Below are 18,310 nucleotides of genomic sequence, written 5' to 3'. Positions count from 1 at the left end.
CGCGGGCGTGACGTAATGCTCCGGCGTCATGGCCGACGGGCGGCTGAGACGGGCGCCACGGTCCTCGACCTGACACCCTACGCACTCACGCGCGGCCTTCTCCGCCGGACGCCTCGCCCGGCACGACCTCCCAGCGCTCCGCGATGGAGCCATCCGGCTCCCACCCGAACCGTCGCAGCCTTTCGCTCTCTTCCTCGCGGCCCGCCGCCCTCAACAGCTCCACCACCTTCCCCAAGGCAAACGGGTCGCCCGCCCCGGCTGCGCGCTGATACCAGGTGATCGCCTCCTCCTCCCGGCCCGCTTCCCTCACCATTCGGGCCACTTCCCCCAGCGCATCGTGGTCGCCGGCATCGACGCGGGCCCGCAACCAGGAGAGCGCCTCCTCCGCCCGGCCCGCCGCCTCCAACATCCGGGCCGCCGCTCCCAGCGCATCGCGGTCGCCGGCATCGGCGCGGGTCTGCAACCAGGCGGCAACCTCCTCCCGGCCCGCTGCCTCCGGCATCCAGTCGGTCTCTTCCAGTAGCCGGACCACCTCCCCCAGGGCGAAGAAGTCACCGCCGTCGGCGCGGGACTGCAGCCAGGCGAGCGCCTCCTCCGCCCGGCCCGCCGCCTTGAGCAGCCGCACCGCGTCCCTCACGGCGAAGAAGTCGCCGGAGTCGGCTGCGCGCTGGTACCAGGTGATGGCCTCTCCCTCCCGGCCCGCCGCCTCCAACAGTCGGGCGGCCATGTCCAGCGCATCGCGGTCGCCGCCGTCGGCGCGAGTCTGCAACCAGGAGAGCGCCTCCGCTTCCCCACCCACCTTCTTCAGCAGCCGCACCGCCTCCCGCAGGGCAACGCGGTCGTCGAAGTAGTCGCCGGAGTCGGCTGCGCGCTGATACCAGGTGATGGCCTCTCCCTCCCGGCCCGCCGCCTCCAACAGTCGGGCGGCCATGTCCAGCGCATCGCGGTCGCCGCCGTCGGCTCGGGTCCGCAACCAGGCGATGAGTTCCTCCCTCCGGCCCGCCGCTTCCAACAGCCGCACCGTGTCCCACAAGGCGAAGGAGTCTCCGGCATCGGCTCCGCGTTGGTACCAGGTGATGGCCTCTTCCTCCCGGCCCGCCTCCTCCAACAACCGGGCCGCCATGCCCAAGGCATCGCGGTGGCCACTGTCGGCTCGGGTCCGCAGCCAGGCGAGCGCCTCCTTCTTCCGGCCCGCCTCGTCCAACAACCCCACCACCACGCCCAGCGCATCGCGATCGCCGGCATCGGCGCGGGTCCGCAACCAGGCGATGAGTTCCTCCTTCCGGCCCGCCTCTTTCATCAGCCAGGCCGTCCTCCGCAGGGCGAAGGAGTCTCCAGCCTCGGCGGCGCGCCGGTACCAGCTGATTTCTTCCTGCTCTCGGCCCGCCGCCTTCAGCAGCCGGGCCGCCTCCCGCAGCGCATAGGGGTCGCCGGTATCGGCGCGGGTCCGCAGCCAGGTGAGTGCCGCCTCCTCCCGGCCCGCTGCTTCCAACAGCCTTACCGCTACTGCCAGCGCATCGTGGTCACCGCCGTCGGCGCGCGTCTGCAGCCAGGCGAGGGCGTCCTCCTCCCGGCCCGCCGCCTCCAGCAGCCGCACCGCCTCCCGCAGGGCACCGCGGTCGTCTCCGTCGGCAGCGGTGTCTCGCTGGTACCAGAGGTCTTCATCCCCCTTCAGCAGCCGCACCCCTTCCCACAAGGCATCGGGGTCGGCGCGCGTCTGCAGCCAGGCGAGCGCGTCCTCCTCCCGGCCCGCCGCCTCCAGCAGCCGCACCGCCTCCAGCAGGGCACCGCGGTCGCCCGCGTCGGCAGCGGTGGTGTAGAGGTGGATCGCAATGCGGAGCAAGCCATGGTTGCGTGCCACGTGGGCGAGGGCGGTGCGGTCGATCGGGGTGGCGTGGCGAACAAGGGCGTCCCACAGGACGGCGGGAACGCGGGGGGTGCTCTTGCCGCGGCTGTGCTGTTCGAGGTAGTCGGCGAGGCGGTAGCAGGGCTGAGCGGGCTGCGGTTCACCGGGGTAGGGGATCAGTCGCGTGAGCGGCCCGAGTGCGCCGCGGCAGTCTGCCTCGACGTATTCCAGCGCCCGTTCCAGCCAGCCGTGGTGACGGGCGAGGCGCTGCCATTGGGTGCCGGTGACGTAACCGGGGACCGCGGCTTCGAGTAGGGGCAGGGGGAGGTTCCGACCGTGGCCGAGGCGGCGGGCGTCCATGGCGGCCTGGATCAGGGCCTTTGCCGCCGGGGCCGCGTTGTCGTACCGCTCGATCAGCGCGGGGGCGCCGGCCAGGTACTGGGTGATCTGCCCCTCTTCGGTGTGTTCGGCGGCATACGCCAGTCGCGGGTCGTCCCGCGCCACCACGGCCAGGGCTTGCAGATCGGCGCCGGTGAAGGCGGGCGGGACGGGCAGGTCGTGGCCGGTCAGCAGCTCGCGGGCCGACGCGTGAGGGTCTTTGGCAGCGCCGGGGCCGGGCCGGGTGGTGAGAGTGGCCCAGTATTCGGGCCAGATGGTGCCCAGGACCAGTATCGGCGCGCGATCGGGGTCGCTCAGGAGCGAGCGGAGTCCGCCCGCGACGCGCTCGCCCAGATCATCGGCGGGGGTGAGGAGGTAGTGCTGGGCTTCGTTGAGCCAGACCACGGTGCGCGGTGCGATCCGGTCCAGCTCGGCGCGGGCGGCCTCGGGGCGGGTGGGGTCGAAAGGGTGCCACAGCCGCCACCCGTCCGGCAGCGTGTGGACGGCTTCCCAGCAGGCCCGGGTCTTGCCCGCGGACGACTCTCCCACCAGCATCACCAGTCGGCTTCCGCCGCCCGCGGCCTCTCGCGTGATCTCGCGTAGACGGCTGTCGTGGTCCCGCTCGACGTAGGCCGGCAGCACCGGCAGCGCCGTGCCGTCTTGCCTGGGGCCGGTGTCGATGGCGCGGTGCACTTCGAGGGCGAACGGGTCGGTGAACTCGGCGAGCGGCTTCCCCGGGGCGACGGCCGTGGATGCCTGGATCCACAGCTCCCGTACTCGTGCGGCCAGATCGTGCTCGTCCCAGGCGGCGTGACGGGCCAGCACGACCGCGACGGCGACCGCGTGGGCCTGGCGGGCGGGGATGTCCGGTGTGCTGATGCAGCGGCGGATGGTGTCCCTACCCGGCGCCCCCTGCAGTGTGTCGTCGCCGGCGATTTCCGCGGTGATCTCGTCCAGACTCGGGGCGCCCGCCGCCACGTAGGCCTCGTACAGCAGGTCCTTCAACTTCCGTAGCGGGCCCGGGGCCACGCGCGCCTGTTCCAGCCTCCGCGGGCGCTTGACCGGACCGCCCCCCGTGTCGCCACTCATCGCACCATCGTCCCCCAACCGACCTCGCGCGGGGGCCGGAACAGCACCGATACCGCACCGTGCGGTGGGCTCGTCGCAACTGAGAGCCGGTCTCGGTACGGGGTTCACCGTGGGAAGTGAGCCGGCCGGCTGCCCGTCTCCTGATCGAGATCCCGTGGAGGACCGATGCCCCGCAAGCAACTCACGCGCCGCGAGCGCCTGGCCCTGACCTGCACAACCCTGGGCGGACTCGTCTCCGGCACCGCCCGCGCCGTAGCCGCCTGGCTGCTGGACCGGCTCCAGCCGTGACCCGATCCGGCCTCCGGCACACGATCGCTGGGCACGTCCGGCCGTGCGCCGGAGGCCGGCCCGCTACCCGGGGGCCGGCGCTGCAGGCCGATGCCGAGTCAGCATCGGGGCGACCCGGCCACGGGCGCCATCAGGGGTGTCGGCCGGTGCCCTCGACACCGGCCGGTCGCGGGGCGGCAGACCGGGTCCCCGCCCTGACCGGCAGGTCCGCCGGTACGCATCCGCGTCAGCCGACGGCCGCCAGTGCGGGCAGGTCCTGTTCCGTCCACACGTACTTGCCCGCGGTCTCGTACCGGGCGCCCCAGCGGTGGGACAGGGCCGACACCAGCTGGAGTCCCCGCCCTCCTTCGTCGGTCTCGGCCGCCCGGCGGACATGAGGTGTCGTCAGGCTGCCGTCCGAAACCTCGCAGACGAGCGAGTCGCTGCGCAGGAGACGGAGCCGGATGGGGCCGCGTGCGTACCGCACTGCGTTGGTGACCAGCTCACTCACGATCAACTCCGTGGCCGTCACTAGGTCGTCGAGGTCCCAGTGGGCAAGCTGTTCGCGGATCAGGGCGCGCCTGGCCTGCTGCGAGGGGATCCTCCGGGAGGGTCCAGCTGGCCGTGTCGGACGCCCCGAACGAGCGGGGGCGGGCGACCAGCAGGGCTGCGTCGTCGGTCGCTTCGGATGGCGACGGGTGCAGTGCCTCGGTGAGCCTGTCACAGAGTCGGTCGAGGAGGGGATCCGGTGCCGGTGCCGGGAGGCTGTGGCCCGTCGCGGGGCCGACGTTGGAACTCGTTTGCTCCAGCGCCTCGTCGAGGGTGGCCTTGAGCAGGTCCATGCCCCGGCCCAGGGACCGCGCGGCCGTCTCGGCGAGTCCGTCCGTGTAGAGGACGAGGAGGCTGCCGTCGGGAACGTGCAGTCGGCTCGAACGGCGGGTCGGCCACTCCCAGCGGAGAGTTCGGCTCCAGGTCGAGGAAGCGTGCCGTACCGGACCGGTCCACGAGCACGGGTGGCGGGTGACCGGCCGTCGCGAAGGTGCAGCTGGCATCCGTGGGGTCGTAGACCGCGTACAGGCACGTCGCGTAGACGTCCTCTCCGAGGTCGGCGACGAGGACGTTCAGGTGCACCAGCAGGTCGTCCGGGGCCAGTTCAAGGTCGGCGAGCGTGCGCACGGCGGTTCTGATGCGTCCCATGGTGGCGGCCTCCGACAGGCCGTGCCCCATGACGTCGCCGATCACGAGGGCGACACGGCCTGAGGAGAGGGGCAGTACGTCGTACCAGTCGCCGCCGACGTCCGTGGCCTCCCCGGCCGGCAGATAGCGGGCCGCGGCGGTGAGGGTCGGCAGGGCGGGCAGATCGCGTGGCAGGAGCCCGCGTTGCAGCGCACGGGCCCGGTCGCGATCGGCTTCGTGCAGTCGGGCCCGTTCCAGGGCTTGGGCGATCAGACCGCTGAGGGCGATCAGCAGGGTCCGCGCCGCGTCGTCGAGCCGGCGGTGCTCCGAGAAGGAGAGCGAGCAGACGCCGATCGGCCGTCCGGACGCGATGAGCGGAAGGAAGGCCCATGTCTTCTTGCCGGACGCGTGCACGCGCTGCGCCATGTGCGGGTAGCGGCGGATGTGCTCCTCGACCGTGTCGACGAAGAGCGGAGCGCCCGCCTTCAGGACGTCACCGACCGGCGAGGCGGCGGGGACCGGTTCGGCTTCGACCCTGGTCGTGAAGCTGTCCGGGTAGCCGACCGCGCCCACGATGCGAACGCGGTTCGCCCTGCTCTCGTCGAGGACTCCGACGGGTGGCTCCTCTTGGCTGTGTTCAGGCGGCGGTGCGGTGGACGACGTAGCTGCGTCGGTCGTGGAAGCCGGCGACACGGGCCCCCTCGGCGAGCAGGCCGCCCAGGGTGTGGCGGACGGCCAGCCGCCAGGCGCGGGCGGCGCCCGGGTCCGTGCGGCGAAGGGACTCGATGTCGTCGGGGAGGTCGATGAGAACGGTGTCCGCGTCGGTCGGGCCGATCACGGGACGGCCCTCGAGGTTGCGGACACCATGGGCGGCGCGGCCGGGCCGCTCGGGGCGGTCGGGGCGGTCGGGGCGGTCGGGTGGACCGGTCCCTTCGGCGGGTGCCGTCAGGTCCCAGGCGGTCAGGACGCGGTCGGACTCGTCACCGCGGTTGATCACGTCGTCCATGGCTCCGTAGAAGGACTGCAGGTACTCCTCGGGGCGGGCGCCGAGCTTGACGAGGTTGAAGTGGGCGTTGCGGCGGATCAGCGGGTCGTAGGTCCACGTGATGCGCCGGAGTCCGCGGGCGAGGGCCCACTGGCGCTGGTGCAGTTTGAGGGCGAGGCCGATACCGCGGCCCATGGAGGCGCCGGTGATGTGGGAGTGCAGGGTGGTGCCCACGGGTTCGCCGAAGAAGGCGACGGACGCGCCGGTCAGCCGGCCGTCCTCGTACACGCCGGCCACGTAGTTGCCGGCGTGGGCCAGGGCGCGCATCACCTCGGCGGGAAGGGGCCCGGCTCCGGCGTCCGTCCTCCAGATCGCGGCGTAGAGACGGCTGACGTCTTCGAACTCCTCCATGAGGTGGAGTTCGCGGATCTCGATTCCGCTCTTGGCTCCGCTCGCAGCTCCCCTCATGGCTCCCCTCATTGCGTCACTCATTGCGTCGCTCCGACGAGCTGGGCCAGGACCCGGGCGCGGGGCGGCACCGTGGCGGTGACGACGTGTTCGTGATCGGCGTGAGTCCCGGCCACCGCCCCACTCGTGATCACGAATTCAGGATCCACACAGGGGTCGAACTCGCCGGAACCCGGCTTTGGGCGAACGGCACGTACGAGCCGAACGCGTGCATTCTGAAAGCTGCTTACCGCCTCACCTGGGACGCGTACACCGAGCAGGGCGGATCAGGCGGGGAGTTCCGCTATCTGGCCGTGTTCGTCAACCCGTCGGCCAGCGGAGCCGTGTTTGGCTAGCAGATGACCTTGCGGCGAGGGACCCGGACTACTCCGCCTCACCAGGTCCGCTCTCGGGGTATGCCGCCTTCAATAGGTCCGCCATGCGCCGGATTTCCACAGGATCTTCCGTCCCGTTGACGGTGATCCTCTGCGATCCCAAGCGAATTTCGACGCCTTCCGCCATGCCACGGGATCCGCACCATCGCTTGACTGCCTCGATTGCCGACGGCAGGGCGAGAGTGCCGGTCACCACCAACGTCAGGATGTCGAGGGCGTCCCCGAGCTGACCTTCCTTCGGCGCTGTCGAGGCCCACCTGGCCCGGCCGATGCCGCGAAGCTCCGGGTCCCGGGAGAGAAAGATCCGAAGTCCGTCCGGAACCTTCGCCCCGGTCTCCGTGACGATGCGGAGTCGCACTTCGGTCATGGCTGCCCCCACCTGTTGCTCATGAGTTCTACGCGGTCTCCGTCCCGGCCGATCTGTCGCGATGGCACGGGCCAGCCTTGCTCTTCGCAACTGGCCCGCACATGACGGAACAGTGTGTCCGTGTCGATCACCCGCGGACCGCCCTGGATTCCGTCAGTCAGTGAACGGATGATCTCACCGGAAAATGTAGTGAAGTGGTCGCCCTGCGGGGCGCGTGACGCGTTGGTGGCGTTGGAGGACGTCATCACGTAGGTGCCCTCGATCCGTGACGCACTACTCAGGCCGGCTGAAAGGGTGTCGAGCGCTGCCCCGCTGTAGCAGCTGTCCAGGACCAACAGACGCGAGCCGACCGGCGAATCCGCGATCTGCTCGCGGAGTCGGTCGAACTCCATGGCAGTCCAGGTCTTGTACTGGTTCGACTCGACCAGACCGAGCAAGAGGCGTCCGTTTCGAGGGTCGGTCCAGCCGTGACCGGCATAGTAGATGAAGAGACGACCACACCGAGTCCTCTGAGCTGTTGCCGACAGTCGGGCCCGCAGGGGTTTCACCACACCCCGGGCACACTCCCGCCCCGTGCCCAAGTCGGCCGAACCGGTCCTGTGGGCCCAGGCGTTCCGGCGCCAGGCACGCCCTGCTGACGGTCCGGTAGATTCAGCGATACGGCTGATCTTCAAGGGAGCGGCAACATGCCGCGCGTGCGACACGGGGGCAGTGGGTGCGGAGCGGACACGCGCAGGACCGTCGACGGAAGGCCCTGCTGGAGTGCTGGCGCGCGATCGAACTGTTCAGTCCGCCAACCATCCCGGCACTGCCTCGCCGGCGCCCCGCCGCGCGCTCCGGGCCGAGGGACGAGTGCGTAGTTGACCTGACTCCGGAGCCGGGCCGGGTACCACCGCTCCTGCCGTGGGCTCCGGACCATCCGGAGACGGGGGCACGGCGGGCACCGTACGGACGTATGTGGCGGCACGAGGTCTACTGCGGGGTCTTCGATCTGGAGCTGCTCCGCCAGGCAATGATCTCCGTACTGCCCTCGGGGACCGATCCCGACCCCGGCGTGCCTCAGACCGAGCTGGTGCTGTCGGGCCAGAGCGCGATGTTCGCGCTGGTCCTGGACGACGAGGGCCGACCGCTCGAAGACACGTCCGTGATCTCTGCGTGCGCCTGGGCGACCGGCCGCCTGTTCGATCCCGGGCCGTCCGCACCGGGGTGGCTGGACGGGTTCGAGGAACTCGACGACGCGTTCGGCACGGCGATCGACGAGCTTACGGCCACCGCGATCCCTTACGGCCCCACCGCCCCGACCGCCGGAACGGCGTACGAGCGGTGGCCCGGCTCCGCGGCTGGGCCGGGAGCTCCGGCCGGGGCCGGCGGCGGGAGCTGGCAGCGGCTGCTCGCCGAGATCCTGGGCGGCGCTGCCGTCGGCGCGGTCGGGGCCCTGTTCGGCGAGGTCGCCGGCGCCGCCCTGCAGGGTGCGGCGGAACCCCTGGTGCGCCGCGCCGCGGACTGGGTCGCCGCCCGCCGCCCCGCCGAGGAGCAGGTGCAGTCCGGGCGGCCGGACGGCACCCGGGGCGTCCCCGAGGGGTCGTCGGCCGACGGTTCTGACACGTCGACCGAGGCGGATTACGGGGCTGGCGCCGGTGCCCGTGCGCTCGGGTTCGCCGATCTGGTCGCCCTGACCGCGCAGATCGCCGACCTGTGCGGGGTACGGGACCACCTGCGGCCGCAGGTGGTCCGGGTGCGCAGCAGGCTGGTCCACCGACCGCGGGACACGCAGGCGAAGGTCGCCGCCGCCGCGCCGTTCTTGAACAGTCTGCTTCCCCCTGATCTGGCCCGGGTGTCCGCGGCCATCGGGAACGGGTTCGGCCCGGCGCTGGAGGCGTACCTGACCGAGCTCGACGCCGTCGCCGTGGGGGCGCGGACGGATGTGCGTCGGGAGCGCGGGGTCGTCCTGGAAGGGGTGGCTCCGGACCTGGTTCCGGCCGGCCGCTGGCCCGCACCGGCTCGGTTCCCGCTCGCGCTGAGCCAGCAGTTCGCGGTCGACCGCATGCTCGCCGACCGAGCGGGAACCGCGGGTGGGATGTTCTCCGTGAACGGCCCGCCGGGCACGGGCAAGACAACGATGCTGCGGGACCTGGTCGCCGCACTGGTCGTCGAGCGAGCGGCGGTGCTGGCCACGTTCGACCGGCCCGAGAAGGCGTTCACCGGTCCGGCCTGGCAGGGCAGGGACCGCCAGGGCACCTACCCCCGCACCGTGTCGCGGCTCGACCCGCGGCTGACCGGGTTCGAGATCGTGGTCACCTCCTCCAACAACGGCGCCGTGGAGAACATCACCGCCGAACTGCCCGGCATGGGCGCGCTCGGCGAGCACTGGCACGGCGGCCCCGACCACTTCTCCGACCTCGCCTCCGCGCTCCTCGGCGGGCCGGCCTGGGGTCTAGTCGCGGCGGTGCTCGGCAACAAAACCAACCGCAAGGAGTTCGGAAACCGGTTCTGGTGGGGCCGGCTGCCCGAGAAGGAGACCCAGGCTCGCTCCGCTGCGGGACTGCCGCCGCTGCGCGGCATGCAGGAGATCCTGCGCGACTGGCTTCCGCCGAAGCCCCCGCCCGGAGGCCGGCGTCCCGTCACCCCGGCGGACCAGGCTGCGGCCGCGGCGGCGGGGCCCGCCCAGCCCGTGCCGTCGTGGACCGACGCCGTCGCTGCGTTCCGTACCGCCCAGGCCGAGGTGGAGCGGCTGCGCGCCGGACGCGCCCGGCTGGCCGGGGCCCTGACGGCCGTCGAGTCCCCGTCGGCCGGGCAGCGGATCGCGGACCTGGAAGCCGCCGTGTCCCGGGCCGACCAGCAGGTCGCCGCCGCCACGACGGTCCTGGACCGGGCCGCCGCCGGCACCGCTGCCGCCCGGACCGCCACCGCGGCGGCCGAGGCCGGATACGGGGCGGCCTCCGAACACGTACCGCGGGCCCGCCAGGAGCTGGCCACCGTCCGCGCGGACCTGTCGGCCGCCCGCGAACTGGCCGCTCACCATCGCGCGCACGTGACCGCGCTGACCGCACGCCACGACGCTCCCCCGGCCGTCGAGCGCGGCCTGCGCGGCGGGCTGCGCCGCCTGCTGCAGAGCGCGGCCGACCGGCAGGCCGCCGAACGGCAGCAGGAGCACACCCAGGCCGAGATCGCGCACCTGCTCGTCCAACAGCGCACCGCGCTCGAGGACTCCCTGGAGCAGGTCGCTGCGGCCGTACGCGCCGAGTCCCTGGCCGCCGACCGGCACACCCGGTCCGGCACCATCGTCGACGAGGCCGCCGCCGGCCTCACCGCGGCCCTCGACCACGAACGGGCCGCGAGCGCGCGGGAGGCCGTGGCAGCCGCCGCCCTCCGACACGCCCGGCACATCGCAGACGCGGCCCGCCGCGACCTGCGGGCCGCCGTGGCCGAACTCGACGGCTGCCACCGCGAACTGCGGGAGGCCGCCCGGACGCTGCCGTCCCTGCCGCTCGGCTGGTCGCACCTCGCCGAAGCCGACCAGGAGCTCGGCTCGCCCTGGTCCGACGAGGCATGGTCCACCGCGCGCAGCGACCTGTTCATGCGCGCCCTCGACCTGCACCGCGCCTTCGCCGCCGGGGCAGCGAAGAAGGTCCGCGGCAACCTCCAGGTCCTCATGGAGCTGATGGCCGGCACCAACGGGCACGTACCCGACGAGGAGGTCGAGCACGCGTGGCGGACCCTCTTCCTCCTGGTGCCCGTCGTCTCGACCACGTTCTCCTCCATCGGCAGCATGTTCGCCCGCCTCGGCCGGGAGTCGATCGGCTGGGTCCTCGTCGACGAGGCCGGACAGGCCACCCCGCAGGCCGCCGCCGGTGCGCTGTGGCGCGCCCGCCGCGCCGTCCTGGTCGGCGATCCACTCCAGCTCGAACCCGTCGTCACCATGCCCACGGCCCTGCAGCGCCGGCTGCTGAACGCCTACGGAGTCGACGAGCACTGGCTGCCCTCGGCCACCTCGGCCCAGGCCGTCGCTGACCGGACCAACCGCTACGGCACCTACCTGCCGGCCCCGGACACCGACGACGAGCTCGTCTGGGTGGGCTCTCCGCTGCGCGTGCACCGCCGCTGCGAAGAGCCGATGTTCACGGTCAGCAACGAGGTCGCCTACGGCGGCCTCATGGTCTACGGCACCGCACCCAAGGCGTTCCCCGATACGGAACGGGACGGCCTGCTGCCCAGCCGCTGGCTCAACACCGACGACCCGAGCCGCCCGTCCGAGGCCCCGTGGGGCGAACGCGACCGTCGGGCCTTCGAGTTCGTCCTCGACCACTTGCACCGGCACGGCGTCACCATCGAGCGCGTGCGCGTCATCGCCCCCTTCCGGGCCCTCGTCGCCGAATGCCAGAAGATCTGCCGCGGTCGTGACGGCTGGACGTCCGAACTGATCGAGGAGCGCTGCGCCACCGTCCACCGGGCACAGGGCAAGGAAGCCGACGTCGTCGTCCTCGTGCTCGGCGGCGGTCGGCCCGGCGCCCGCGAGTGGGCGGCCCGCACCCCGCACCTGCTCAACGTCGCCGCGAGCCGCGCCAAACGCCGCCTCTACGTCATCGGCGAGCGCAACCTGTGGGCCCCGCTGCCGCACTTCGACGTCCTCGCATCCGAGCTGACGGAGTTCCATCACCTCCGCGACCACGCCACCTGGCCGCCGGACGGCGAGTAACCGCCGACGAAACGGCAGAGCAGAGGGCTACACGGGCGTCACGATACGACGCCGCAAGCCCGACTCAAGGCGCAAGCCAGAGTCGACCCCTTGGCCTGCTGGTGCCGCTCAGCCTGATACTGGGCCCAGCTGGTGCGGTGCACAGCTCGGGCGTGGAGAAGATGTTCCTCCTGCACCTGTTCAGTACGGAGCCGGGCGGTGACCTGCTGGGCTGCCATCGTGATCACGATTGCGTCGGTCACTGTCAGCGGCACGTCTGGACGGCCGATGCCGCGCTCCAGTACTCGATGATCCGGGCCTGCCGGGTGTGTGGTGGGAGGCACTGAATGCTTCGCTGGACGCGCTTGCCGCACAGCGGACACCGCGACTCGCGACGCCGGACACGGTGACGATCACGCAGGAGCAGGTGACGCAGACCCTCGCGGAGGCCTTCCCCGACCTCGCCGACACAAGGACCGAGCGATGGGCGCCGGCTCATGCAGACCTGACCTGGGCCAACGTGATGGGACCGGAGTTCTCCATCATCGACTGGGAGGACTGGGGCATGGCGCCCCGGGGTTTGGACGCCGCAACGCTGTGGGGCAACGCCCTGGCTGTCCCGACGCTCGCGGACCGCGTCCAGCAGGAGCGACGCGCGGACTTCGAGAGCCGGGACGGCAAGCTGATGTCGCTCTTCTTTCTCTCGAAAATCGTCGGATCCCTCGCCTACGAGGGAGATCCGCTCCTGGTGCCGGCCCGAAGGGAGGCCAAGCGCTTTGTGGGCGAGCTTCAGTCCACCCCAGACGGGTGAAGATCAGCCGTACGCCTGCGCGGGTCCGCGGACAGTCGAAATGATCACCGACCACGGGATGGACAGTCCCGGCCCCCACCGGGCCTGGCCCACGAATCCTGAGTCAAGTGGAGGTTGTCGCTTTGTCCGAGAAGGCCACGAAGGAGAAAGTCCTCGTCTACGTCGTGCGTGACGGGCGCCTGCTGGTGTTCCGCCACACCGACTACTCCTACGAGGAGGTCGGCATCCAGGTGCCCGCGGGCAGCATCCACCTCGGTGAGACCCCGGAGGCTGCCGCTCTGCGCGAGGCCCGCGAAGAGACCGGCCTGTCGGACTTCAAGATCGTCCGCAAGCTCGGTGAGACCGAGTACGACATCAGCCCGCACCGGTTCGAGATCCAGCACCGGCACGTCTTCCACCTGGAGCTGACCGAGCCGACGCCGGAGCGGTGGACGAGCCAGGAGGACCACGACGGCGAGCAGGAGCCGACTCACTTCGAGTGCTTCTGGATCCCGCTGGAGGCCGCGCACATTCTCCAGTCCGGCCAGGGTGCTCTGCTGGGACGTCTGTCCGACCAATCACTGTAAGTGGGGCGCGGAGGTACTGGCTGACAGAGGCTCAGTTCGGCCTCGACCTCAGCCCTCGGGCCCCTCCCAACTGCTGGGCATCGACGAGTGGTGTTCCACCGGTCTCTCCGTACCCAGCGCCGCCCAGATCAGGAAGGCGCACGCACCCACTCCCAGGAGACCGACCGGAATCAGCGCAGCGAGCAGCCAGTCAGGCATGACGTCCCCCAGACACCTTCCCGCACCCCGTCCAACCAGCGTAGGTGTTCCCACTGACAGCGACTCGGGACGAGCCACCGACTCACCGCAGGCGGCCTCTGCATGGTGAGATCCCTTGGCCAACGTCCACCGTCTGGCCCGTGCCCACGAACCACGCCCGTTCCAACCCCAGCAGCCGCAGCACACCGTAGGCGCCGGCGGGGCCGACGCACCTCGGCGTTGATCCCGACGGCAAGCCCACGAGGACGAACAGCTACTTCGCAGCCTCTGCCCGAAGAGTGCCGGCGCTGATGGCGCCCCGAAGGACGTGGGCGATCTCCTCGGGCTTGAGGTCGATGCCGTCGAGCCCCTCCGCGGTCAGCGGGATCTCCTCCAGCGCGTATTCGCCGCGACCTTCGGCGCTGAACTCGGGACCGGTGCGGTCGTCGAAGGACCAGGTGGCGATGCGGGCGAGGTAGAAGAGCTGACGCTCATCGTCGGACTCCATGGTGTGGAGGAGACGGATGATGTCGGCCTTCCCCGCGATCTCCTCGTGGATCTCCCTGTGGAGGGCGGCCTCTCGGGACTCGTCGCTGGGCTCGACGCCCCCGCCGGGGAGCACCCAGTACTCGGGGATGTCGGGCTTGGTCCGGCGGATGACCAGCATCGTGTCGTCAGCGGTGACGAGGACGGCGCGGACTCGTTCCTTCATTTCGGTCTCTCTCCTTGCTTGGTGTCGGTTTCAGTGCAGCAGCCAGCCGCCATCGACGTGGACGGATTGCCCAGTGATGAACGACACGGAGGGGCCCACGAGGAACGCCACCAGGGCCGCGACGTCTTCGGGCCGACCACGGCGAGGGACGCACTGGCGCTTGATCTGGTCCTCCGGACGCGCGCGGTGCTGGGCGGGGAGGACGACTGACCCGGGAGGACCCGTTCCCCTGCACATCGCCTACGGCGACCCGTCCGCCCTCCGCGCCCGCTGCGAAATCGCCACCCTCCGGACCACCCGCCCCGCACCCCGATTGCCCCTGCAAGCCGCGAACGCTTGCGACAGCACGTCGGGCAGGAAAACCTGGCGAAGCCCAGGCCAAAGGTGCCGTATGGTGGAGGCATCGACGCGGGGTGGAGCAGCTCGGTAGCTCGCTGGGCTCATAACCCAGAGGTCGCAGGTTCAAATCCTGTCCCCGCTACTGCTCAGAAGGGCCCGGATCCCGTACAGGATCCGGGCCCTTCTGCTGTACACGGCGCCGACGTTCTCCGGTACGCGCTACGCCCTTCATGCCCCCCGCCTTCCGAGCTTTGCAGGCGGAACGCAAGCAGCGCTACTCGTACGTGTTCTTGCGCAGGGCGCGGTGTCGGCGGTCACCCTGGCCGGCTCCGTTCACCGCTGTGAGCGACGGGAGCGCCGCTCCGTTCTTCCACAGGCCGAGGTGGTCACGGTGGACGGCTACGACACCGTTTTGCACGGCGCAGCGTTCGGCGGGGCCGCTGAAGTACGTGGTGGTGACGAAGACGGCGACCTCGGCTTTGAAGTGCACCTGCGAACCAAGGAGATTGCGGACCTCTCCGTTGGAGATCTTCCGCTTCGGGTGGTAGCGCTTGCACTGGATCACCATGGTGCGTCCGTCGGGCAGACGTCCGCGTACGTCGGCGCCGTCGTCACCCGTGCGGCCGACGCGGCGGACTTCCGTACATCCGTCCCGCCTGCAGAGGTCGGCCACGAAGTCCTCGAACTGGGTGCCGTCCATCAGGTCCACTTCGGCAAGCGTTCGATGGCCGACGTTGACCGCGTCTTCGTGACGCCACTGCCGGTCACTGCCCCGGATGAGACGGTCCTTCCTCCACAGCCACCAAGCGCCACCGCCGACAGCCCCGAGCAGCAACAGTCCGACCAGGTATGGCCAGATGGCCGACCAGAACATCAGGAGCAGCGCCAGGACGATGGCACCGGCCCATACGCCCGCCTTGAGCCGAGCCTCCCGGCGCTTGCGTGATGCCGACCGGCGCTTCTTGCGTACCGCCACCCAGGACCTCCCCGTCTCCGATCAGCAGTCTGGGCAAGGCGACGCGTGTCAGTAAGGGCGCCCGTCGGCCATGGCTCGATCCCGGCGGGCTGCCCACCAAACGGGTCCGGGCACGAACTCAACGACGACCCGGTGTCCTCGCGGCCGAGGCCGAGGCCGAGGAGCCCTGGAGGTCATCCGCCGCTCGGGCCGTCCCCGGACGAGTCCCGAATGCAGTGACAGCGGCGGTGATCGAAAGGGCGGCGAGCAGGGCGAACAGTGCGGGGTATCCGCCGAGGGGTCCGGCCAGGACTGCGCCAGCGAAGGGGGCGAGGGCGGCTGCGGCGTGTGCGGGTGCTCCGAGGAGTCCGGAGAGTCGGCCGTAGTGGGTGGTGCCCCAGCGGTCGGTGACGGCGGTGGCCTGGAGGAGGGTGAGGTTGCCGCGGATCACCCCGGCAAGGACGGAGACGGCGACGAGGAGCGCGTACGGGCCGGCCACGGTGGCGAGGGCGGCGGTGGTGAGGGCGCCGAGGGCGATCAGGGTGACGGTGCGGGCGGTGACGCCGAGGTGGCGGGCGAGGGTCGCGTACAGGGTGCGGCCGAGGGTCTGGCCGGCGCCGCCGAGGCCGAGGGCCCATGCGGCTTCGGTGGTGGTGTAGCCGCGTTCGAGGAGGAGGGGGACGAGGCCGATGACGACGGCGTACATCGCGAACGCGGAGAGGGTGAAGGTGACGGCCAGCATCCAGAACGCCCGGCTGCGTACGACCTGCTCGTGGCCGCCAGTGACGTGCGGCGGGCTCGGCGGGGCCGGGGGCCAGGGGGCTTTCAGCGCGAGGGCGTGCGCCGGGACGGTCAGGATGGCGAGGATGCCGGCGAGGACCACGTAGGTGGCTCGCCAGGACATGTGGTCGGCGAGGATCGCGGTCAGGGGGGCGAAGACGGTGGAGGCGAGTCCGCCGGCGAGGGTGACGATCGTGAGTGCGCGGATGTGGTCGGGGGCCCACCAGCGGGTAAGGGCGGCGAAGGCGGGCTGGTAGAGGATGGCGGCCATGGCCGCTCCGGCGAGCAGCCATCCGGCGAAGAAGACGGCCAGGTTGGGGGCCGCGGCTATCACCAGCAGGCTCAGCGAACCCAGGACGGAGCCGGCGGTCATGACGGTGCGGGGGCCGCGGTGGTCCAGGACGCGGCCGACGTAGATCCCGGCTATGGCGGAGACGATGAGGGCGGCGGAGAACGCCGCGGTGGTTGCGCCCGCGCTCCAGCCGGTGTCGGCGGTGATGGCCGGGTTGAGGACGATGAAGGCGTAGTAGACGATGCCCCAGCTGGTGATCTGGGTGAGGCAGAGGGCGGGCAGGACGGCGCGTGGCCGCGACCGGACCCCCGTCCCGGTCACGGCCACACCGCTTTGAAGGTCGCTCACCTCAGCAGCCGCCGGAGGAAGCGGGAACGGGAGCGGCGCCGATGGTGAGGGTGGCCGGGGCCGCGCAACACCCGCCACCGGTCTCCTCCGCGGCTGCGGGCTCGTCGAAGAGGCCCGCGCCGCCGCACACCCCGGTCTCGGGGAGGGTGAGTTCGACGCGCTCGGCGGCTTCCTGGTCGCCTGCGAGGTGGGCGGCGATGGAGCGGACCTGCTCGTAGCCGGTCATGGCGAGGAAGGTGGGGGCGCGGCCGTAGGACTTCATGCCGACGAGGTAGACGTCCTTCTCCGGGTGGGACAACTCGTTTACGCCGTGCGGGTAAACGGTGCCGCAGGAGTGCTGGTTCGGGTCGATCAGCGGAGCCAACTCGACCGGCGCCTGGAGGCGCTCGTCGAGGCCGAGGCGCAGCTCCCCCAGGAAGGACAGGTCGGGGCGGAAGCCGGTCAGGACGATGACCTCGTCCACCGGGCCCAGGCGACGGCCGTCCTCGCCCACCAGGGCGACGCGACCGTTTTCGGTCTTCTCGATGGCGTCGGTGCGGAAACCGGTGACCGCGTCGGCGTAACCGCCGTCGACCGCTGCCTTGGCCGCCAGGCCGAGGGCGCCGCGGGCTGGCAGCTGGTCGGCCTCGCCGCCGCCGAAGGTGGAGCCGGAGATCCCTCGGCGCAGGATCCACGTGGCGTGAGTTCCCTGGCCGTCGTCGGACTTGGCGAGATCGGCGAGGTAGGCGAGGGCGGTGAAGGCGGAGGCTCCGGAGCCGATGACCGCGGTGCGCTTCCCGGCGTAGCGGGCGCGGGCGGCGGGGTCCTTCAAGTCCGGGACCCGGTAGGCGATGCGGTCGGCGGCTGCCTTCTCGCCGAGGGCGGCGAGTCCGCTGCCGCCTGCGGGACTGGGGGTGGACCAGGTGCCGGAGGCGTCGATGACGGCGCGGGCGAAGAGGCGGTGCTCGTGGCCGTCGGCGTTCTCGTAGTGGACGACGAAGGGCTGGGTGTCGCGGTCGGCGTCGACGATGCGGTCGCGGCCGGTGCGGGAGACGCCGGTGACGCGCGCTCCGTAGCGGACCTGCTCGCCGAGCACGTCGGCCAGCGGCTGGAGGTAGCGCTCGGCCCAGTCACCCCCGGAGGGGTAGGTGTCCTCGGCGGGCTTGGTCCAGCCGGTCGGGGCGAGGAGCTTCTCGGCGGCCGGGTCGACGAGCTCGCCCCAGCGGGAGAACAGCCGTACGTGAGCCCACTCGCGCACGGCGGCCCCGGCGAGCGGGCCGGCTTCCAGGACGAGGGGCGTGATGTCGCGGTCGAGGAGGTGTGCGGCGGCCGCGAGTCCGGCGGGGCCGGCCCCGATGACGACGACGGGCAGCTCGGTGGTGGTCTCGCTCATGGCATGTCTCCGGGTCTTCGTGCAGGCAGGCGGGTGGGCGTGGACTTCAGGTGGTCAGCAGCAGCCTGCGCCGGTGGCGACGGCCTCGCTCTTGGCCTGCGGGTCACAGCAGGCTCCGGCCGCCTCCGCGCCCTCGCTGGTGCCGCAGCAGGGTGAGGACTGGGCGGGCGCCACCTCGGCGGCGGGCTGCGCGGGGGTGGGGCCGCAACAGGAGCCCGTCGTCGCGGCGCGGTTCGGGCTGGTGGGGCTGATCGGCTCGTTCATGACGACTCCCTTGTGTTTCGAAGTTTGTCTATGGCTTGCGTGATCAGCATGGCATCTGTATCGATAGAC

General features: G+C 71.5%; 16 protein-coding genes, 1 tRNA gene and 2 pseudogenes. 6 read left to right on the top strand and 13 right to left on the bottom strand.

Going from position 1 to position 18,310, the window contains the following annotated elements; translation table 11 throughout:
* Positions 1-85 precede the first annotated feature (85 nt).
* Positions 86-3,313 (bottom strand): hypothetical protein, encoded by a 3,228-nt coding sequence (locus ACIPYQ_RS09100; protein ID WP_401247828.1) that lies wholly within the window; start codon positions 3,311-3,313, stop codon positions 86-88.
* A gap of 165 nt (positions 3,314-3,478) precedes the next feature.
* Between ACIPYQ_RS09100 and ACIPYQ_RS09095 the strand changes: the two genes are divergently transcribed.
* The gene (locus ACIPYQ_RS09095) at positions 3,479-3,601 is read left to right on the top strand and encodes a hypothetical protein (RefSeq protein ID WP_401247825.1); all 123 of its coding nucleotides are present in this window, start codon (positions 3,479-3,481) and stop codon (positions 3,599-3,601) included.
* A 226-nt stretch (positions 3,602-3,827) separates the two neighbouring features.
* Here the strand turns inward: ACIPYQ_RS09095 and ACIPYQ_RS09090 are convergent, their stop codons facing one another.
* The 3 genes and pseudogenes from ACIPYQ_RS09090 to ACIPYQ_RS09080 all read right to left on the bottom strand — a co-directional run bounded on the left by ACIPYQ_RS09090 (position 3,828) and on the right by ACIPYQ_RS09080 (position 6,209).
* Positions 3,828-4,151 carry an ATP-binding protein gene (locus ACIPYQ_RS09090; protein ID WP_401249298.1) on the bottom strand — a complete coding sequence of 108 codons (324 nt, stop codon included), beginning with the start codon at positions 4,149-4,151 and terminating at the stop codon, positions 3,828-3,830.
* Positions 4,084-5,449: pseudogene (locus ACIPYQ_RS09085) on the bottom strand (PP2C family protein-serine/threonine phosphatase). The gene ACIPYQ_RS09090 and the pseudogene ACIPYQ_RS09085 overlap by 68 nt, the downstream one beginning before the upstream one ends.
* Entirely contained in the window at positions 5,394-6,209 is an 816-nt protein-coding gene (locus tag ACIPYQ_RS09080) for a GNAT family N-acetyltransferase (protein ID WP_401247822.1), read from the bottom strand. Before ACIPYQ_RS09080 ends, ACIPYQ_RS09085 begins: the two are co-directional and overlap by 56 nt.
* Positions 6,210-6,232: 23 nt before the next feature.
* Here ACIPYQ_RS09080 and ACIPYQ_RS09075 point away from each other — a divergent pair, with 23 nt between their 5' ends.
* Complete coding sequence (locus ACIPYQ_RS09075; RefSeq protein WP_401247820.1) at positions 6,233-6,544, top strand: hypothetical protein; 312 nt, start codon at positions 6,233-6,235, stop codon at positions 6,542-6,544.
* A 28-nt stretch (positions 6,545-6,572) separates the two neighbouring features.
* Here ACIPYQ_RS09075 and ACIPYQ_RS09070 read toward each other — a convergent pair whose 3' ends face one another.
* The gene (locus ACIPYQ_RS09070) at positions 6,573-6,950 is read right to left on the bottom strand and encodes a hypothetical protein (protein WP_401247817.1); all 378 of its coding nucleotides are present in this window, start codon (positions 6,948-6,950) and stop codon (positions 6,573-6,575) included.
* A complete protein-coding gene (locus ACIPYQ_RS09065; protein ID WP_401247815.1) occupies positions 6,947-7,387 on the bottom strand; it encodes a hypothetical protein in 441 nt (146 codons plus the stop codon). Before ACIPYQ_RS09065 ends, ACIPYQ_RS09070 begins: the two co-directional genes overlap by 4 nt.
* 518 nt (positions 7,388-7,905) lie before the next feature.
* Between ACIPYQ_RS09065 and ACIPYQ_RS09060 the strand changes: the two genes are divergently transcribed.
* The 3 genes and pseudogenes from ACIPYQ_RS09060 to ACIPYQ_RS09050 all read left to right on the top strand — a co-directional run bounded on the left by ACIPYQ_RS09060 (position 7,906) and on the right by ACIPYQ_RS09050 (position 13,002).
* Positions 7,906-11,646: an AAA domain-containing protein gene (locus ACIPYQ_RS09060; RefSeq protein ID WP_401247812.1), complete on the top strand. Its 3,741-nt coding sequence runs from the start codon at positions 7,906-7,908 to the stop codon at positions 11,644-11,646.
* A 289-nt stretch (positions 11,647-11,935) separates the two neighbouring features.
* Positions 11,936-12,436: pseudogene (locus ACIPYQ_RS09055) on the top strand (phosphotransferase); the annotation flags it as partial.
* Positions 12,437-12,558: 122 nt separating this feature from the next.
* Positions 12,559-13,002, top strand: coding sequence for an NUDIX domain-containing protein (locus ACIPYQ_RS09050; protein ID WP_401247809.1), 444 nt, complete (start codon positions 12,559-12,561; stop codon positions 13,000-13,002).
* Positions 13,003-13,050: 48 nt separating this feature from the next.
* Here the strand turns inward: ACIPYQ_RS09050 and ACIPYQ_RS09045 are convergent, their stop codons facing one another.
* The 3 genes from ACIPYQ_RS09045 to ACIPYQ_RS09035 form a co-directional block, all read right to left on the bottom strand.
* Positions 13,051-13,200, bottom strand: a complete 150-nt coding sequence (locus tag ACIPYQ_RS09045; RefSeq protein ID WP_401247806.1) for a hypothetical protein — start codon at positions 13,198-13,200, stop codon at positions 13,051-13,053.
* 253 nt (positions 13,201-13,453) lie between these two features.
* Positions 13,454-13,891: an NUDIX domain-containing protein gene (locus ACIPYQ_RS09040; RefSeq protein ID WP_401247803.1), complete on the bottom strand. Its 438-nt coding sequence runs from the start codon at positions 13,889-13,891 to the stop codon at positions 13,454-13,456.
* A gap of 30 nt (positions 13,892-13,921) precedes the next feature.
* A complete protein-coding gene (locus tag ACIPYQ_RS09035) occupies positions 13,922-14,128 on the bottom strand; it encodes an SDR family oxidoreductase (RefSeq protein ID WP_401247799.1) in 207 nt (68 codons plus the stop codon).
* A 170-nt stretch (positions 14,129-14,298) separates the two neighbouring features.
* Here ACIPYQ_RS09035 and ACIPYQ_RS09030 point away from each other — a divergent pair.
* Positions 14,299-14,372: transfer RNA gene (locus ACIPYQ_RS09030), tRNA-Met, on the top strand.
* A gap of 132 nt (positions 14,373-14,504) precedes the next feature.
* Here the strand turns inward: ACIPYQ_RS09030 and ACIPYQ_RS09025 are convergent.
* From ACIPYQ_RS09025 to ACIPYQ_RS09010, 4 genes are all read right to left on the bottom strand, one after another.
* The gene (locus ACIPYQ_RS09025) at positions 14,505-15,206 is read right to left on the bottom strand and encodes a restriction endonuclease (protein WP_401247796.1); all 702 of its coding nucleotides are present in this window, start codon (positions 15,204-15,206) and stop codon (positions 14,505-14,507) included.
* A gap of 118 nt (positions 15,207-15,324) precedes the next feature.
* On the bottom strand, positions 15,325-16,605 hold the full coding sequence (locus ACIPYQ_RS09020) for an MFS transporter (RefSeq protein WP_401247794.1): 1,281 nt from the start codon (positions 16,603-16,605) through the stop codon (positions 15,325-15,327).
* Between the two features lies 1 nt (position 16,606).
* Positions 16,607-17,977, bottom strand: a complete 1,371-nt coding sequence (locus tag ACIPYQ_RS09015) for an NAD(P)-binding domain-containing protein (protein ID WP_401247792.1) — start codon at positions 17,975-17,977, stop codon at positions 16,607-16,609.
* Positions 17,978-18,031: 54 nt separating this feature from the next.
* Entirely contained in the window at positions 18,032-18,241 is a 210-nt protein-coding gene (locus ACIPYQ_RS09010; protein ID WP_401247790.1) for a hypothetical protein, read from the bottom strand.
* Between the last annotated feature and the right edge of the window lie 69 nt (positions 18,242-18,310).

Origin of the sequence: Streptomyces sp. NPDC090045 (assembly GCF_044747975.1) — a bacterium.
In the GTDB taxonomy this organism is placed as follows: domain Bacteria; phylum Actinomycetota; class Actinomycetes; order Streptomycetales; family Streptomycetaceae; genus Streptomyces.
This window is presented reverse-complemented; position numbering and strand designations above follow the sequence as displayed.

Excerpts from the sequence above, each read along its gene's own strand:
- ACIPYQ_RS09100 (WP_401247828.1), bottom strand. The coding sequence starts at position 3,313 with ATGAGTGGCGACACGGGGGGCGGTCCGGTCAAGCGCCCGCGGAGGCTG.
- ACIPYQ_RS09095 (WP_401247825.1), top strand. The coding sequence starts at position 3,479 with ATGCCCCGCAAGCAACTCACGCGCCGCGAGCGCCTGGCCCTGACCTGC.
- ACIPYQ_RS09080 (WP_401247822.1), bottom strand. The coding sequence starts at position 6,209 with ATGAGGGGAGCTGCGAGCGGAGCCAAGAGCGGAATCGAGATCCGCGAA.
- ACIPYQ_RS09070 (WP_401247817.1), bottom strand. The coding sequence starts at position 6,950 with ATGACCGAAGTGCGACTCCGCATCGTCACGGAGACCGGGGCGAAGGTT.
- ACIPYQ_RS09060 (WP_401247812.1), top strand. The coding sequence starts at position 7,906 with ATGTGGCGGCACGAGGTCTACTGCGGGGTCTTCGATCTGGAGCTGCTC.
- ACIPYQ_RS09045 (WP_401247806.1), bottom strand. The coding sequence starts at position 13,200 with ATGCCTGACTGGCTGCTCGCTGCGCTGATTCCGGTCGGTCTCCTGGGA.
- ACIPYQ_RS09040 (WP_401247803.1), bottom strand. The coding sequence starts at position 13,891 with ATGAAGGAACGAGTCCGCGCCGTCCTCGTCACCGCTGACGACACGATG.
- ACIPYQ_RS09035 (WP_401247799.1), bottom strand. The coding sequence starts at position 14,128 with ATGTGCAGGGGAACGGGTCCTCCCGGGTCAGTCGTCCTCCCCGCCCAG.
- ACIPYQ_RS09015 (WP_401247792.1), bottom strand. The coding sequence starts at position 17,977 with ATGAGCGAGACCACCACCGAGCTGCCCGTCGTCGTCATCGGGGCCGGC.
- ACIPYQ_RS09010 (WP_401247790.1), bottom strand. The coding sequence starts at position 18,241 with ATGAACGAGCCGATCAGCCCCACCAGCCCGAACCGCGCCGCGACGACG.